This window comes from Microbaculum marinum (assembly GCF_037855135.1).
Lineage (GTDB): Bacteria > Pseudomonadota > Alphaproteobacteria > Rhizobiales > Tepidamorphaceae > Microbaculum > Microbaculum marinum.
This window is the reverse complement of the sequence record NZ_JAZHOF010000003.1, coordinates 467,584-482,553: the sequence shown is the minus strand read 5'-3', so window position 1 is coordinate 482,553 and position 14,970 is coordinate 467,584. Positions and strand designations below refer to the sequence as shown.

Sequence of the window (14,970 nt, the reverse complement as noted above, 5' to 3'; positions counted from 1 at the left end):
TAGAATGGTATCGCGAGCTCAATCGCTAAAGGACGACGTCAGAAGGATCCTGATCGACTGCGCGAAGGAGCGCCGCACCATTACATACGGAGAACTCGGCTCTCTGACGGGGCGCCAGGCCCGGGGACCATGGAAAACCGTACTAGATGAGATCGGCTTTGAAGAGAAGCGCAGCGGTCGCCCCGATATCGCATTCCTGGTGGTCCGGAAGGACACGAAGATACCAGGATCAATCGACTTCCAGCGGGCTGTTCCGCCGACGGCCGCACAGCTGGCGACTGCCAAACAGCGATTCCAGGACATCTTTGACCACTACGACAACACGTAACGGCGCCGACGTCGCGCTGGCGGGGTGCGCACATCTCCTCCGCTCATCCCCGCGCAAGCGGGGATCCAGCGTCAAGACCCGGCGCAGCCGCCGTTTCTGGATTCCCGCTTGCGCGGGAATGGGCGGAATTCTTGAATGCCCGACCCAACTGGGCAAGCCGACAGAATAGCGGGAGGCACGGATGGCCACACTCAAGAACAAGACCCTGTTCATCACCGGCGCCAGCCGGGGGATCGGGCTGGCCATCGCGCTGCGGGCGGCGAGGGATGGCGCGAACGTTGCGATCGCGGCGAAGACCGCCGAGCCGCATCCTAAGCTGCCGGGCACCATCTACACCGCCGCCGAGGAGATCGAGGCGGCCGGCGGCAAGGCGCTGCCGCTCGTCTGCGACATCCGCGACGAGGCGCAGGTCGACGCGGCGGTCTCGAAGACCGTCGGGACCTTCGGCGGCCTCGACGTCTGCGTCAACAATGCCAGCGCCATCTCGCTGACCGGGATCGAGCAGACCGAGATGAAGCGCTTCGACCTGATGCACCAGGTCAACGCCCGCGGCACCTTCATGGTGTCGAAATATTGCGTCCCGCACCTGGCCAGGGCGGAGAACCCGCACATCCTGATGCTGTCGCCGCCGCTCGACATGAAGACGAAGTGGTTCGCCACGCACACCGCCTATTCGATGGCCAAGTTCGGCATGAGCATGGTCGTGCTCGGCCTCGCCGGTGAGCTGAAGACGAAAGGGATCGCGGTCAACGCGCTGTGGCCGCGCACCACGATCGCCACCGCCGCGGTGCAGAACCTGCTCGGCGGCGACGCGCTGACCCAGGCGAGCCGCAAGCCGGACATCCTCGGCGACGCCGCCCACGAGATCCTGACGCGCCCGGCGCGCGAGTTCAGCGGCAATTTCTGCATCGACGACACGCTGCTCCACGAGGCGGGAGAGCGCGACTTCGACAAGTACCGGGTCGATTCGTCAGTCGACCTGCAGGTGGACTTCTTCGTCCCCGACGACTCCGAGCCGCCGGTCAGCCTCGAGCGACTCCAGCCGAACTGAAGCGCAATGGTCGGCCTGATCGCGCGGGCGCGTCCAAGGGCGCCCTGCGGGTCAATCAGGATAGAGCCAGCGTGCGAACAACCGCGTCATGCGCGGCATCACGACATAGGTCATCAGCGGGACCAGGATGACGGTCGCGATGAACGTATGGACGGCAATCGACGTGTCGATGCCCGTGGCGGCCATCGCGTAGGCCTGGAGCGTGATCAGCGGGAACAGCGCGATCCAGGTGACTGCGGCCATCTTGTAGCGTGGCGGCGGGATGATCGGCCGGTCGGTAGCCAGCGTGAACCAGGTTTCGAGCCCCGTCAGCACCTGAAGCGGCGTGCTGTGCGCGGCGAGCGCCGTCATGCGGGTTGCCCAGGCCAGCCGCTCGGGTGAGTTTTGCCAGCGTTGCAGGCTCTGCGCACTGTCGAAATGCAGGATGGTGGTGTACTCGAGATGCGGCCCGGAGGTCGACTTGATCACCTCCCGTCGCAGATAGCCGTCAAATCGCATCACCGCCTCGTGGACCCCGGCCAGAAGGTCCTCGTAGGCGTGCTCGCTTGCCGGATCGATCCGATGGGAGATCCGTGCCGCCACTGATCCGGCCACGCCGGTTTGCTCCTCGGTCATCATGTCAGGTTCTCTGTTCGAACAGACCGGTCGGCGGCCCGCTTTCGCCCCGATACAGGAACTGCGGGCCCTGCACATCCATGGGGCCAAGTCTATCATGATCCCGTCGACGGGACGTCCGGATTGGTGTGTAGTCCCGATCCGCTGAAGGCTTGCCGAGACGAGTCGGCAAGACGAAGTCACCGGATGCTGGCCGTTGAAAGGAAGCGGATATGCCCGAGGGGGAAATCGAGTCTATCCGGGCCCTGCTCGGCGCCAAACCCCGGCCGGTCGGCTGGCGCGAGCGGCGCCGGCGCATCGACGAGGTTGGCGCGGTCTGGCCCGTGTCCCCCGACGTGAGGCTTCAGTCGGTCGATGTCGGCGGCGTTCCCGGCGAATGGTCGCTCGTTCCCGGCAGCGAGCCTTCGCGCGTGCTCCTCTATTTCCACGGCGGCGGCTACTGCTCCGGCTCGATCGTCAGTCATCGCAGGCTGGTTACCGAGGCGGGCCGTGCAGGCAGGCTCCGGACGCTGGCGATCGAATACCGGCTGGCACCGGAACACCCGTACCCCGCGGCGCTGGAGGATGCGCTGGTGGCCTGGCGGTGGCTTCGCAGCCAGGGTATCGCCGCCGGCCACATCGTCGTGGGCGGCGACAGCGCCGGGGGCAATCTCACGCTCGTGCTCCTCGATGCGCTGCGCGAGGCCGGAGAGGCGCTTCCGGCCTGCGCCTGGCTGCTCTCGCCGTGGACGGATCTGACCATGTCGGGCTCGACGCTGGCAACGAAGGACGCTGTCGATCCGCTCATCCACAAGGCCTATCTCGAGGAACTGGCGAAAGCGTACCTGCCCGTCGGCATGGATGCTTCGGACTGGCGCGTTTCCCCGCTCCGGGCGGACCTGCGCGGGTTTCCGCCGGTTCTCGTGCAGGTGGGATCGGACGAGACCCTGCTCGCCGATGCCACACGGTTCGCGGAGGCCGCGGGCGCCGCCGACGTTCCGGTAACGCTGCAGGTCTGGCCGCACATGATCCATGCCTGGCCGATGTGGAACGCCGGGCTGGAACCGGGGCGCCGGGCGCTTGCCGATGCGGGAATGTTCATGCGTCGCCACCTCCAGGACGATTCCCTCTGAACGACAGGAGCGGGCGGGCGCCGATGCGACCCCTCGCAATCGGCAGCATCAGACGCTAAGGTCCGGGAATCGGGGTCCTTATCCGGTTTTGCGAATTGTCCACCCTCTACCTGACCCATCCCGCCTGCCTCGAACACGACAACGGCTTCGGCCATCCCGAGCGGCCCGACCGGCTGCTGGCGATCGAGCGGGCGCTCGAGAACGAGCTGTTCCAGAGCCTGATCCGCGAGCAGGCGCCGCTCGGCACGCTGGAGCAGGCCGAGCTCGCCCATCCGCGCGAATATGTCGACCGGGTCGCCGCCGCGGCGCCGGAGGAGGGGCACGTCCAGCTCGATCCCGACACGGTGATGTCGCCGGGCAGCCTCGAAGCCGCGTTGCGGGCCATCGGGGCGGCGACGGCCGCCGTCGACGAGGTTGTCGAGCGCAAGGTCAGCAATGCTTTCTGCGCGGTGCGCCCGCCCGGCCATCACGCCGAGAAGGTCCGCGCCATGGGGTTCTGCCTGTTCGGCACGGCCGCCGTCGCCGCCCGCCATGCCCAGCGGCAGCACGGCCTCGAACGGGTCGCCGTCGTCGACTTCGACGTCCACCACGGCAACGGCACCCAGGACATCTTCTGGGACGATCCGAGCCTGTTTTACGGCTCCACCCACCAGATGCCGCTCTACCCCGGCACCGGCGCGCCGTCGGAGACCGGCGCCGGCAACATCTTCAACGCGCCGCTGCAGCCGGGCGACGGCGCCGCCGAGTTTCGCGAGGCGATGGAGGCGGTGATCCTGCCGGGGCTTGAGCGATTCGCGCCCGAGCTCGTCATCATTTCGGCAGGATTCGATGCCCATACACGCGATCCGCTCGCCAACATCAATCTGGTGGAACAGGATTTCGCGTGGATCACCAGACGCTTGGCGGAGATAGCCGATTCGTGCTGTTCGGGCCGGGTCGTGTCGCTCCTGGAAGGCGGGTACGATTTGCAGGGGCTCGCCCTGTCGGCGGCGGCGCATGTGGCCGCCCTGATGGAGGCGTGACGGGGCCTGCGAGCAGAGAGAGTGAGTATGACGCAGCAGACGACACCGCCGCCTGACATCGCCGGCCTGTCCTTCGAGGACGCGCTGAAGAAGCTCGAGCAGATCGTCGAGCAGCTGGAGGGTGGCGACGTGCCGCTCGAGACGTCGATCGAGATGTACACGCGCGGCGAGGCCCTGAAGAACCACTGCGAGAAGCTGCTGAAGTCGGCCGAGGCGCGGGTCGAGCGGATCGTCGTCGGCGCCGACGGAACGGCCGCGGCGACCGAACCGCTGGACGTCGACTAGCCGGGCATCGCGCGCCGCGTCGGCCGACGGCCGACCGGCCGTCGGTTGCCTTCGGCGGGCGCGATCGAACGGAACGCTCCGTCCGGCCGTGCCTTGCGGTCAACCGGCTGTCATGCCATACGATCCCCTGCCGTCGAGGCGTGACTTGAGGACAGTGGAAATGAGCGAATCCCGGGGGTTGATGGCCGGAAAACGCGGTCTCGTCATGGGGATCGCCAACAACCGCTCGATCGCCTGGGGCATCGCCAGGGCGTGCGCGGCCGAGGGCGCCAGCCTGGCTCTCACCTATCAGGGCGATGCGCTGAAGAAGCGTGTCGAACCCCTCGCCGAGCAGCTCGGCGCGACCGTCGTCGGCCATTGCGACGTCACCGACCCCGACACCATCGATTCGGTCTTCGACGAGTGCGGCAGGCTGTTCGGCGGCCTCGACTTCGTCGTCCACGCCATCGCGTTTTCCGACAAGGACCAGCTCGACGGGCGCTACATCGACACCACGCCCGACAATTTCGACAAGTCCCTGTTCATCTCCTGCTATTCCTTCACGGCGATCGCCCAGCGGGCCGAGAAGCTGATGACGGACGGCGGGTCGCTGCTGACGCTGACCTATTACGGCGCCGAGAAGGTGATGCCGCACTACAACGTCATGGGCGTCGCCAAGGCGGCGCTTGAGGCGAGCGTCCGCTACCTTGCCGTCGACCTCGGCGCCCGCGGCATCCGCGTCAACGCCCTTTCGGCAGGGCCGATCAAGACCCTGGCCGCCTCGGGCATCGGCGACTTCCGCTACATCCTCAAGTGGAACGAGTACAACGCGCCGCTGAAGCGCACCGTCACCATCGACGAGGTGGGCCAGTCGGCGCTCTACCTGCTCTCCGACATGGGCAGGGCGGTCACCGGCGAAGTGCACCATGTCGATTCCGGCTACCACGTCGTCGGCATGAAGGCCGTCGACGCGCCCGACATCAGCGTCGTCAAGGACGAATAGCCAGATGACCGTGAACCATGCCCTGAAGCTCCGCAGCCGTCCCGACGGGATGGTGAAGCGCGACGATTTCGAGATCGTCGAGGAACCGGCGCGCGAGCCCGGTGACGGCGAGTTCCGGGTGAAGGTCGAATACGTCTCGCTGGATCCGGCGATGCGCGGCTGGATAGCGCCGGGCAAGTCCTACGTGCCGCCCGTCGAGCTCGGCGCCACGATGCGTGCCTTCGCCGCCGGCATCGTCGATTCGTCCAACCATCCAGGCTTCCGGCCCGGTGAGGCTGTCGCCGGCATGCTCGGTGTGCAGCGCTACGCGATTTCGAAGGGCGAGCGCTGTTTCAAGGTGGACCCCTCCAGGGCGCCGCTGGAGCGCTGGATCGGCGGCCTCGGCATGCCCGGCCAGACCGCCTATTTCGGGCTCCTGGAAATCGGCAGGCCGCAGCCGGGCGAGACCGTCGTGGTGTCGGCAGCCTCCGGTGCGGTCGGCTCGCTGGTCGGGCAGATCGCCAAGATCAAGGGAAGCCGCGCCGTCGGCATCGCCGGCGGGCCGGAGAAGTGCCGCTACGTGGTCGAGGAACTCGGCTTCGATGCCTGTGTCGACTACAAGGCCGGCAACCTTGCAGCCGATCTCAGGGCGGCCTGCCCTGACGGCATCGACGTCTATTTCGAGAATGTCGGGGGCGAGATCCTCGACGCCGTGCTGGCCCAGATGAACCTGTTCGGGCGCATCCCGGTGTGCGGCCTGATCTCGGCCTACAACGCCACGGCGCCGGTGGCCGGGCCGACCAACTTCCGCTCGATCCTCGTCAACCGGCTGACGGTCCGCGGCTTCATCGTGTTCGACTTCCAGGAGAAGATCGCCGACGCCAACGAGCAACTCGGCGCCTGGCACGCCGAGGGCAGGCTGAAGATGCGCGAGGACGTGCGCGAGGGCGGTCTGGAGGCGTTCCCCGATGTACTCAACCTCCTCTATACGGGCGGCAATTTCGGAAAGCTGGTCCTGAAACTGTGAGTTCGCTGAAGCCGACGCTCTACCTGATCCGGCATGGCGAGACGGACTGGAACGTCGAGGGGCGGCTCCAGGGCCAGAAGGACATCCATCTCAACGCGCGCGGGCGAAAGCAGGCCGCCCGCAACGGGGTCGAGCTCGGCAAGCACTTCCACGCCAACGGCCTGACGCCGGCCGGGTTCGACTGGGTCGCAAGCCCCCTGATCCGCGCCCGCGACACGATGGAGATCCTGCGCGGCGAGATCGGCCTGGTCCGCGAGGACTACCGCACCGACCCGGTGCTGCGGGAAATCTCGTTCGGATCATGGGAAGGCGAGACCCTTCCGGAGGTCAAGGTCCGCGACCCGGATGGCCACGCCGCGCGCAAGGCCGACAAGTGGCGCTTCGTGCCGCCGGCCGGGGAAAGCTACGAGATCCTCAGCGCGCGGATACGGCCGTGGCTGTTCGGCCTCGAACGCGACACGGTCTGCGTCGCCCACGGCGGCATCACCCGTGTGGTGCGCGGCATGCTCGAGGGTGTGCCGATACCAGAGGTGCCGATCCTCGATATCCCGCAGGATCGCATCTATCTCTGGAGGGATGGCCGGGCCGAGTGGATCTGACCGGCCCCGACCGTTGCCAGGCTCACTGGATGACGGTCACGGCCCGCGCCGTGTTGAGCGCCTTCTTGGCATCGAAGCTGACACGCACCTTCTCGCCGACCGACAGCGCCTCCTGATCGATGCGCTTGCGCATCGAGAACATGGCTCCGTTGCTAAGGGTCAGCGTACGGTTGTCGGCATCGATCGACCTGATCGCGCCGAACGTCTCCTGCGTCTCGGGCTTGAGGCTGCCGATCGCAAGAAGGGACACGAGGATTGCGGAAACCAGTAGCGCTCGCATTTGGTGTCTCTCGATACTCGGTTCACTGAAAACGGCGCAGCTTGCGCTTTGCTACCGTCTCCCTGGTAGATGTGTGATGGCGCGGAGATGGCGGCAACGGGTCCGAAGCAAATTATTCCCGCCGATCTTGCGGTCGTTGTTGCGATAAGGCCATTTTCGTGAATGTCCGGGCATGACCGGACAACGCGCTGCCCTTCCCGCAGGTTCCGCTGACCGCCCGTCCCGCAAAGGCTACCTTCGCGATTTCCCGTTCGGGGACAGGAGGTCGAGCAAGAGCTCCATGCTGGTTGCCACGTCCGAGAGTCCTTTTTCCGGATGCATCTGGCCGTTGCCTTCCATCGCCAGCAGACCATGCGCGCTTGCGAAAATGAGGCTGGCCAGGGTCTGGCTGGGGACATCGGGGAGCACGCCCGCCTCCTGGCATTCCTGAACGATCGACCGGAACTGCTCGAAGGTTTCCAGGGCTCTTTCCTTCAGTTCGCCGCCGGCGGCAGCGGTCTCGGGATTGTTGAACAGGAGCCTGTACCGGGCCGGCCGCCGCTGGCTGTAGTCGATGAGGAGCCCGATGGCGTCGGCCATCTTCTCGGCCGGCGGCCGGGAGGAGGTGCGAATGGCGTTCGCCGCTCGTGCCAGGTCCTCGAAAGAAGCGGCGGCCACGGCTGCGAGCAAGGCATTGCGGTTGGCGAAATGCTTGTAGGGTGCGTTGTGCGACAGGCCGGCGGCCATGCCCACGGCGCGCAAGGTAACGGCGTTCTCGCCGCCGGAATCGAGGAGGTCAGCCGCTGCTTCGACCAGCTTCTCGCCTGTCGTCTTGTTGGTTGCAGTCGTCATTCGGATGCAGCCCGGCAAGTTCTTCCATCTGCGCCCAGAGCTTGGCGGCGCGGGCTTCATCATAGGACAGAGTGGAGGACCGCGTCTCGGCGAGGGTTCCGTTGTTGGACTGGTAGTACTTGCCCGAGGCGTCGGCGAAGCCGGGGTCGGCGGCAAGCCGGGCCAGCGAGGCGCCCGAGAAGTCGAGGGATCCCATCGTGATGCCGCGCCGCTTGAAGATCCATCTCAGAAGGGCGGTTTTCGACAGCCATTGCACCGCCACCGGCATGCCGCGCAGGAACCCGGTGCCGGGAACGCTGCCGGGGTCGAACGCGATCGAGGAGACGGATCGTCCCGACGCTCTCAGGCGGCGATGCAGTTCGTAGGCATTCAGGATGTTGCAGAGCTTCGACGTCGAATATCGCTTGCCTGCCGACACGGATGCGGTGCCCGCCTTGCCGATGCTGGCAAGCGCCTTCGCATCCGGCTCGACGACGGCGCCCACCATCTTGCCGTCCGCGGTATCGGGATCGTGGGTTCCGCTGGCGGTGAACACGAAGCGTCCGTCGTCTTCGATGATGTCCTGGAGAAGATTGACGAGCAGGAAGTGGCCGAGGCAGTTCGTGGCGAAGGTCAGTTCATGTCCGTCTGCCGAATAGGCGATCGGGCCGTCGAAGCGCCCGCCTGCATTGCAGAGCACGGCGTCCAGCCCGCCGATCTGCCCGTTGTGCCGGAGGCGGGCGACGTGTGCCGCGGCCTCCCGCACCGACTTCAGCGAGGAGGTGTCCAGATGGAGGTTCGTAACCTTGATGCCGAAGTCGCGGTGCAGCTCGCCGGCTACCTGCTGCATGCGCCGGGGACTCCGGCCGGCCAGGACGAGATCCCACTTGTAGTGCGAGGCGAGGTGGCGGGCGCACGAATAGCCGATGCCCGCGTGACCGCCGGTGATGAGAGCGGAAGGCATGGAGGATCCTCCTTAGGTTGACAGTGTCAACCTCCATAACAGGCTCAGGTTGACACTGTCAACTTGAGCATCGCTCTGTCGCCGGAGCCGGGAAGCGTTCCCCGGCAAGTCGCGCATCCTTCACCCGGACTGCCGCCGGATCCTGGCTCTTCGGCTCGCAGCGATGGCGACGCTTTGGCGAAGCGGGACTCGACAAACGCCGTGCGTGTCGGCCATATCCCCGGCGATGTCGCACAACACCTTCGGCCATCTCTTCCGCGTGACCACCTGGGGCGAAAGCCACGGGGCGGCGATCGGCTGCGTGGTCGACGGCTGCCCGCCGCTGATTCCGTTGAGCGAGGCGGACATCCAGCCCTGGCTGGATCGGCGCCGGCCGGGCCAGTCGAAGTTCACCACCCAGCGCCGGGAGCCCGACGAGGTCCGGATAATGTCCGGCGTCTATCAGGACGCCGACGGCACGCAGGTCACCACCGGGACGCCGATCTCGCTGGTGATCGAGAACGTCGACCAGCGTTCGAAGGACTACTCGGAGATCGCCCGGAGCTACCGCCCCGGCCATGCCGACATGACTTACGAGACGAAGTACGGCATCCGCGACCCGCGCGGCGGCGGCCGGTCCTCGGCGCGCGAGACCGCGATGCGGGTCGCCGCAGGCGCCATCGCCCGCAAGGTGGTGCCGGGCCTGACCGTGCGCGGCGCGCTGGTTCAGGTCGGCCCGCATGCGATCGACCGGCAGCGCTGGGACTGGACTGCGGTCGGCGACAATCCGTTCTTCTGCCCGGACCCGCAGGCGGCCGAAAAGTGGGCGGAATATCTCGACGGCGTCCGCAAGGCCGGCTCCTCCACGGGCGCCGTGATCGAGGTCGTGGCCGAGGGCGTGCCGGCGGGGCTGGGCGCGCCGATCTACGCCAAGCTCGACCAGGACATCGCCTCGGCGCTGATGTCGATCAACGCCGTGAAGGGCGTCGAGATCGGCGCCGGCTTCGCCGCGGCGGCCCTGTCCGGCGAGGACAATGCCGACGAGATGCGGATGGGCAATGACGGCGTCCGGTTCCTGTCGAACAACGCCGGCGGCATCCTCGGCGGCATCTCGACCGGCCAGCCCGTCGTCGCCCGCTTCGCGGTCAAGCCGACCTCCTCGATCCTGACCCCGCGTCGCACCGTGACCCGTGACGGCGAGGAGGCGGACATCTCCACCAAGGGTCGCCACGACCCCTGCGTCGGCATCCGCGCGGTGCCCGTCGGCGAGGCGATGCTGGCCATCGTCATCGCCGACCACTATTTGCGTCACCGGGCGCAGGTGGGCGGTTAGTCGTCGTGCCGTTGAAGACTCTCCCGTCATCCCGGCCAGGCGAAGCGCAGAGTCGGGATCGCCGCGGAACGCAGATGCTGCGGTCCGGAATGACGTTTTCTGAGAAGGTGAAGTTCGAATGACAGAAGACATGCGCCGCGTCGCCGAAGCGCTCCGTGCCTTCGAGCGCGGCGAGATCGTCGTCGTCACAGACGACAACGACCGCGAGAACGAGGGCGACCTCGTCGTCGCCGCCAGCCAGGCGACGCCGGAGAAGATGGCCTTCATCGTGCGCCACACGTCGGGTATCGTCTGCACGCCGATGACCCGCGAGGAGGCGCGGCGCCTGCGTCTCGACCCGATGGTGTCTGACAACGACGCCCCGCACGGCACCGCCTTCACCGTGTCCGTCGACTACCGGTTCGGCACCACCACCGGCATCTCGGCGGAGGACCGCTGCGCCACGGTGCGGGCGCTGGCCAACTCCAATGCCGGCCCCTCCGACTTCGTCCGGCCGGGCCACATCTTTCCCCTGATCGCCAAGGAAGGCGGCGTGCTGATGCGCTCCGGCCATACCGAGGCGGCCGTCGACCTATGCCGGCTCGCCGGCCTGCCGGAGGTCGGCGTGATCTGCGAACTCGTCAACGACGACGGCAGCGTCACCCGCGGCGAGCAGGTCACCGCCTTCGCCGCGACGCACGGCCTCAAGCTCGTCTCGGTCGCCGACCTGATCGCCTACAGGCAGCGGCAGGAGCGCCTCGTCGAGCGAGTCGACGAGGCCCGTGTCGAGACCTTCGCCGGCCCTGCGACCGCCATCACCTACGCCACGCCCTGGGATCCGATGCAGCATCTGGCGCTTGTCTACGGCGACATCCGCGACGGCCGCAGCGTACCCGTCCGCCTCCATCTGGAGACCGTCGTCGACGACGTCTTCGGCACCCACCGCCAGCTCGACGGAATGGTCAAGCGGATCGCCGAGGGCGGCCGCGGCGTGGTCGTCTACCTCCGCGAAGGGTCCGTCGGCGTCGCCCGCGGCAGGAGCCTGCGCTCGCGCATCGAGCCTGCCGACGGCGGCCGCGAGGAGCACGCCTCGGCCCAGAGCCGCGAGGAGGAGTGGCTGGAGATCGGCCTCGGCGCCCAGATCCTGCGCGACCTCGGTGTCTCCACCATCCGCATCATCACCACCCGCGCCCGCCACTACGTGGGCCTCACCGGCTTCGGCATCGAGATCGAGGACACCGAGATCTACGAGGAGTAGGGGACGGCGGAATTGACGGTTACTATCCAACTGTGACAGCATTGAAGACAATGACGTCACGGAGGCCGGAATGGCCGGAAGCCTTCAGGTCCGCAATCTCGACGACGATCTCATCGCCCGCCTGAAGCGCCGCGCCGCGCGGCATGGCCGCTCGGCGGAAGCGGAGCATCGGGAGATCCTGCGCCAGGCACTCGCGGACGAGGCCGAGCCCGACTTCGAGAGCCTTGCCGCCGAGTTGCGCAGGCTCACCCGCGGGCGAATCCAGACGCCGTCGGAGGAGCTTGTCCGCGAAGGCCGCGAGGAGCGGTGACGGACTACGTCATCGATGCCAGCATTGCCGTCAAATGGGTGACCGGCGAGGAGGGCTCGGACGCGGCTCTGCACCTCCTCGAATCGGCGCGGCTGCTCGCCCCCGATCTTCTGATTTCCGAATGCGCGAACGTCCTGTGGAAGAAGGTGCGGCGGGGCGAGTTCTCCTTGGACGAGGCGATCCTGGCCGCGCGGATCCTGCAGCGCGCCGACGTGGAGATCAGTCCGACCCGCCATCTGCTTGACGCCGCGACCCGCATCGCCGTCGAGCTTGACCACGCGGCTTACGACTGCGTCTATCTTGCCCTGGCGCTCGACAGGAACTGCCGGTTCGTCAGTGCCGATCGCCGCTTCGTGGACAAGGTCCGCGATGCCGAGCCTACGTCGTATGGCGGGATCGTCCTGCTGCTGGAAGAAGCGGCAGGGCCCGCGTAGCCCCTCAAACCGGCAACCGCGTCGTCTTCTTCACCTCGCGCAGCGCCAGGGTCGAGGTGATCCGCACCACGCCGGGCAGCCGCGTCAGGATCTCGGTGTGGATGCGCTCGAGATCGGCGGCGTCGCGGTAGACGACGCGCACCAGGTAGTCCGACTGGCCGGCCAGCAGGTGGCACTCGGGGATCTCGGGAACCGCGCGCACCGCACTTTCGAAGGCGTCCAGCGCCTGGCGGCCCTGCTGGTCCAGCGTGATCGAGACGAAGGCGGTGCCGGGAAACCCGAAGGCCTTCTGGTCGAGGATCATCGCGTAGCCCGCCACCAGGCCGGACTCTTCCAGGATCCGCACCCGCCGCAGGCAGGCCGACGGCGACAGTCCGACCCGGTCGGCAAGGTCGGTATTGCTCAGCCGTCCGTCTTCCTGCAGCGCCCGCAGGATGGCGCGATCTCGGTCATCGAGCTCCGGTTGTCGCATGATGTTTCATCCGGACAGGCTTTCATCGAATATCCTATCACAAAACGTCCCGGCGCGCCCCGAGATTTCAATCCAATTGCGCGCGATTCGTGCAAGGAGTCGCGCAAGCTCGGCGTGGCGTCGCACGAACGGTGCGGCCGTCGCCGGGAATAACCGCCTGCACTGGGAGATCTGGAAATGCTCGTCGGCGTCCCGAAGGAAATCAAGAACCACGAATACCGCGTCGGGCTGGTCCCGTCCTCGGTCCGCGAACTCGTCCATCACGGCCATCAGGTGATCGTCGAGACCGGTGCGGGCCTCGGCGCCGGGCAGACCGACGACGACTACGTGGCCGCCGGCGCCAGGATCGTCGCGACCGCCGACGAGGTGTTCGCCACCGCCGAGATGATCGTCAAGGTGAAGGAGCCGCTCGCCGTCGAGCGCAAGAAGCTGCGCCCCGGCCAGATCCTGTTCACCTACCTGCATCTGGCCCCCGACGCGGCCCAGACGCAGGACCTGATCGAATCCGGGGCGATCTGCATCGCCTACGAGACGGTCACCAGCCCCAACCGCACCCTGCCGCTGCTGACGCCGATGTCGGAGGTCGCCGGCCGCATGTCGGTGCAGGTCGGCGCCCGCTGCCTCGAGAAGGAAGCGGGCGGCCGCGGCGTGCTGCTCGGCGGCGTGCCGGGCGTGCCGGCCGGCGACGTGGTGATCCTCGGCGGCGGCGTCGCCGGCACCAACGCGGCGCTGATCGCGCTCGGCATGGGCGCCACCGTCACCGTCGTCGACCGTTCCGCCGACGTGCTGCGCCGGCTGGTGGCGGAGTTCGGCACCTCGATCCGCACCGTGTTCTCGACGCGCGACTCGATCGAGAACCTCGTGCGCGGCGCCGACCTGGTGATCGGCACCGTGCTCGTTCCCGGCGCCGCTGCGCCGAAGCTCGTCACCGCCGACATGGTCGCCGGCATGAAGACCGGCAGCGTCATCGTCGACGTTGCCATCGACCAGGGCGGCTGCTGCGAGACCAGCCGTCCGACCACCCATTCCGATCCGACCTACGTGGTCGACGACGTCGTGCACTACTGCGTCACCAACATGCCCGGCGCGGTGTCGCGCACCTCCACCTTCGCGCTCAACAACGTCACCCTGCCGTTCGCGCTCGCCATCGCCGACAAGGGCTACCGCGCGGCGCTCGCCGAGGATCGTCACCTGCGCGACGGCCTCAACGTCATCGAGGGCATGGTCACCTGCAAGCCGGTCGCCGACGCGCAGGGCCTCGCCTACGTCAAGTCCGAGGCCGCCCTCAAGCTGTGAGGTCCGGCGCGCCGACGGGGCGGGCTTGAGATGGGCGGCGCCTGATATAGTATCCCCCCGGGACATGTCCGCCGGGGAGGGCGTCGATGATCGTCAGAACGCTGGTTGCCGCCGCACTGGCCGCCCTGCTCGCCGTCTCGGCGGCCGCTGCCCAGGACGCGCCGTGGCCGGACACCCCTACGCTGCAGACGCAGATGTTCTTCGGCATGCACGGCCCCGACGGCAACGGCGTCAGCGAGCAGGAATGGGGCGCCTTCGTGCAGGACGTCATCTCGCCGCGGTTCCCGGACGGCCTGACGATCATCGCGGCCTACGGTCAGGGCTCCAGCGGACCGCCCGGCGGTATCGTCGCCGAGAACAGCAAGCTGCTCATCGTCGTGCACGAGAACACGCCGGAGGCGCAGGCGAAGTTCGTCGAGATCGAGGCCGCCTACAAGGACACGTTCGGCCGGAAGGGTGTGTTCCGGGTCGACTTTCCCGCACGCATCGCCAACTGAGCCCCGGCCGACACCGCTCAGCCCGACCGTTTGACCGGCGGTCTCGTCCGCCGCAGGAAGACGCCGAGCCTGCGGCCGAGACGCGGTTCGATCGTCGTCACCAGGGCGTCGATCCGTGCCGAGCGGCCGCGCAGCCTCCTCAGCCAGGCGCGCACGCTCGTGCTGGTCGCCACCAGGATCGCCAGCCCCAGCGCGATCAGCGGCGCCCCCAGCGGCAGCGGCGTCGGCAGCGTGATCGCGCCCGCCACCAGGGCGAGAATGGCGAACGGCTTGAGAACGAGCCAGGTCAGCATCGGACCGTTGGGAGCTTCGGGCCAGGATGCGGACCAGATGACACACGATCGATAGCGGATTTGTG

Annotated in this window: 20 protein-coding genes; 14 read left to right on the top strand and 6 right to left on the bottom strand. The window is 67.5% G+C overall.

Annotated features, from left to right (window positions below):
- Positions 1-4: 4 nt before the first annotated feature.
- Both V3328_RS09355 and V3328_RS09350 read left to right on the top strand, forming a co-directional pair.
- A complete protein-coding gene (locus V3328_RS09355; RefSeq protein WP_340329374.1) occupies positions 5-328 on the top strand; it encodes a hypothetical protein in 324 nt (107 codons plus the stop codon).
- 181 nt (positions 329-509) lie between these two features.
- A complete protein-coding gene (locus V3328_RS09350; RefSeq protein WP_340329373.1) occupies positions 510-1,379 on the top strand; it encodes an SDR family oxidoreductase in 870 nt (289 codons plus the stop codon).
- A 51-nt stretch (positions 1,380-1,430) separates the two neighbouring features.
- On the opposite strand, the gene V3328_RS09345 is transcribed toward V3328_RS09350, so the two are convergent.
- Positions 1,431-1,973 (bottom strand): antibiotic biosynthesis monooxygenase, encoded by a 543-nt coding sequence (locus tag V3328_RS09345; RefSeq protein WP_340329372.1) that lies wholly within the window; start codon positions 1,971-1,973, stop codon positions 1,431-1,433.
- 233 nt (positions 1,974-2,206) lie between these two features.
- On the opposite strand from V3328_RS09345, the gene V3328_RS09340 reads away from it, so the two are divergent.
- The 6 genes from V3328_RS09340 (at position 2,207) to V3328_RS09315 (ending at position 7,000) form a co-directional block, all read left to right on the top strand.
- Positions 2,207-3,106, top strand: coding sequence for an alpha/beta hydrolase (locus V3328_RS09340; RefSeq protein WP_340329371.1), 900 nt, complete (start codon positions 2,207-2,209; stop codon positions 3,104-3,106).
- Positions 3,107-3,201: 95 nt separating this feature from the next.
- Positions 3,202-4,128 carry a histone deacetylase family protein gene (locus V3328_RS09335; protein WP_340329370.1) on the top strand — a complete coding sequence of 309 codons (927 nt, stop codon included), beginning with the start codon at positions 3,202-3,204 and terminating at the stop codon, positions 4,126-4,128.
- A 27-nt stretch (positions 4,129-4,155) separates the two neighbouring features.
- Positions 4,156-4,413 (top strand): exodeoxyribonuclease VII small subunit, encoded by a 258-nt coding sequence (locus tag V3328_RS09330; protein WP_340329369.1) that lies wholly within the window; start codon positions 4,156-4,158, stop codon positions 4,411-4,413.
- 160 nt (positions 4,414-4,573) lie between these two features.
- Positions 4,574-5,395 carry an enoyl-ACP reductase FabI gene (gene fabI / locus V3328_RS09325; protein ID WP_340329368.1) on the top strand — a complete coding sequence of 274 codons (822 nt, stop codon included), beginning with the start codon at positions 4,574-4,576 and terminating at the stop codon, positions 5,393-5,395.
- 4 nt (positions 5,396-5,399) lie between these two features.
- The gene (locus V3328_RS09320) at positions 5,400-6,401 is read left to right on the top strand and encodes an NADP-dependent oxidoreductase (protein ID WP_340329367.1); all 1,002 of its coding nucleotides are present in this window, start codon (positions 5,400-5,402) and stop codon (positions 6,399-6,401) included.
- Positions 6,398-7,000, top strand: a complete 603-nt coding sequence (locus tag V3328_RS09315) for a histidine phosphatase family protein (protein ID WP_340329366.1) — start codon at positions 6,398-6,400, stop codon at positions 6,998-7,000. The genes V3328_RS09320 and V3328_RS09315 overlap by 4 nt, the downstream gene beginning before the upstream one ends.
- Before the next feature lie 22 nt (positions 7,001-7,022).
- Here V3328_RS09315 and V3328_RS09310 read toward each other — a convergent pair whose 3' ends face one another.
- From V3328_RS09310 to V3328_RS09300, 3 genes are all read right to left on the bottom strand, one after another.
- On the bottom strand, positions 7,023-7,280 hold the full coding sequence (locus tag V3328_RS09310; RefSeq protein WP_340329365.1) for a DUF1344 domain-containing protein: 258 nt from the start codon (positions 7,278-7,280) through the stop codon (positions 7,023-7,025).
- A gap of 231 nt (positions 7,281-7,511) precedes the next feature.
- Positions 7,512-8,111: a TetR/AcrR family transcriptional regulator gene (locus V3328_RS09305; protein ID WP_340329364.1), complete on the bottom strand. Its 600-nt coding sequence runs from the start codon at positions 8,109-8,111 to the stop codon at positions 7,512-7,514.
- Positions 8,056-9,054 carry an SDR family NAD(P)-dependent oxidoreductase gene (locus V3328_RS09300; RefSeq protein ID WP_340329363.1) on the bottom strand — a complete coding sequence of 333 codons (999 nt, stop codon included), beginning with the start codon at positions 9,052-9,054 and terminating at the stop codon, positions 8,056-8,058. Before V3328_RS09300 ends, V3328_RS09305 begins: the two co-directional genes overlap by 56 nt.
- A gap of 226 nt (positions 9,055-9,280) precedes the next feature.
- On the opposite strand from V3328_RS09300, the gene aroC reads away from it, so the two are divergent.
- From aroC to V3328_RS09280, 4 genes are all read left to right on the top strand, one after another.
- A complete protein-coding gene (gene aroC, locus V3328_RS09295; RefSeq protein ID WP_340329506.1) occupies positions 9,281-10,366 on the top strand; it encodes a chorismate synthase in 1,086 nt (361 codons plus the stop codon).
- Positions 10,367-10,484: 118 nt separating this feature from the next.
- Positions 10,485-11,603, top strand: a complete 1,119-nt coding sequence (ribB, locus tag V3328_RS09290) for a 3,4-dihydroxy-2-butanone-4-phosphate synthase (protein WP_340329362.1) — start codon at positions 10,485-10,487, stop codon at positions 11,601-11,603.
- A gap of 70 nt (positions 11,604-11,673) precedes the next feature.
- Entirely contained in the window at positions 11,674-11,913 is a 240-nt protein-coding gene (locus V3328_RS09285) for a FitA-like ribbon-helix-helix domain-containing protein (protein ID WP_340329361.1), read from the top strand.
- Entirely contained in the window at positions 11,910-12,347 is a 438-nt protein-coding gene (locus tag V3328_RS09280) for a type II toxin-antitoxin system VapC family toxin (protein WP_340329360.1), read from the top strand. The genes V3328_RS09285 and V3328_RS09280 overlap by 4 nt, the downstream gene beginning before the upstream one ends.
- A 4-nt stretch (positions 12,348-12,351) precedes the next feature.
- Here V3328_RS09280 and V3328_RS09275 read toward each other — a convergent pair whose 3' ends face one another.
- Positions 12,352-12,819: an Lrp/AsnC family transcriptional regulator gene (locus V3328_RS09275; RefSeq protein ID WP_340329359.1), complete on the bottom strand. Its 468-nt coding sequence runs from the start codon at positions 12,817-12,819 to the stop codon at positions 12,352-12,354.
- A gap of 177 nt (positions 12,820-12,996) precedes the next feature.
- Here V3328_RS09275 and ald point away from each other — a divergent pair, with 177 nt between their 5' ends.
- Positions 12,997-14,115, top strand: coding sequence for an alanine dehydrogenase (gene ald, locus V3328_RS09270; RefSeq protein ID WP_340329358.1), 1,119 nt, complete (start codon positions 12,997-12,999; stop codon positions 14,113-14,115).
- A gap of 86 nt (positions 14,116-14,201) precedes the next feature.
- Complete coding sequence (locus tag V3328_RS09265; protein WP_340329357.1) at positions 14,202-14,612, top strand: DUF3574 domain-containing protein; 411 nt, start codon at positions 14,202-14,204, stop codon at positions 14,610-14,612.
- Between the two features lie 17 nt (positions 14,613-14,629).
- Here V3328_RS09265 and V3328_RS09260 read toward each other — a convergent pair whose 3' ends face one another.
- Positions 14,630-14,905, bottom strand: coding sequence for a hypothetical protein (locus tag V3328_RS09260; protein ID WP_340329356.1), 276 nt, complete (start codon positions 14,903-14,905; stop codon positions 14,630-14,632).
- Positions 14,906-14,970: the final 65 nt, after the last annotated feature.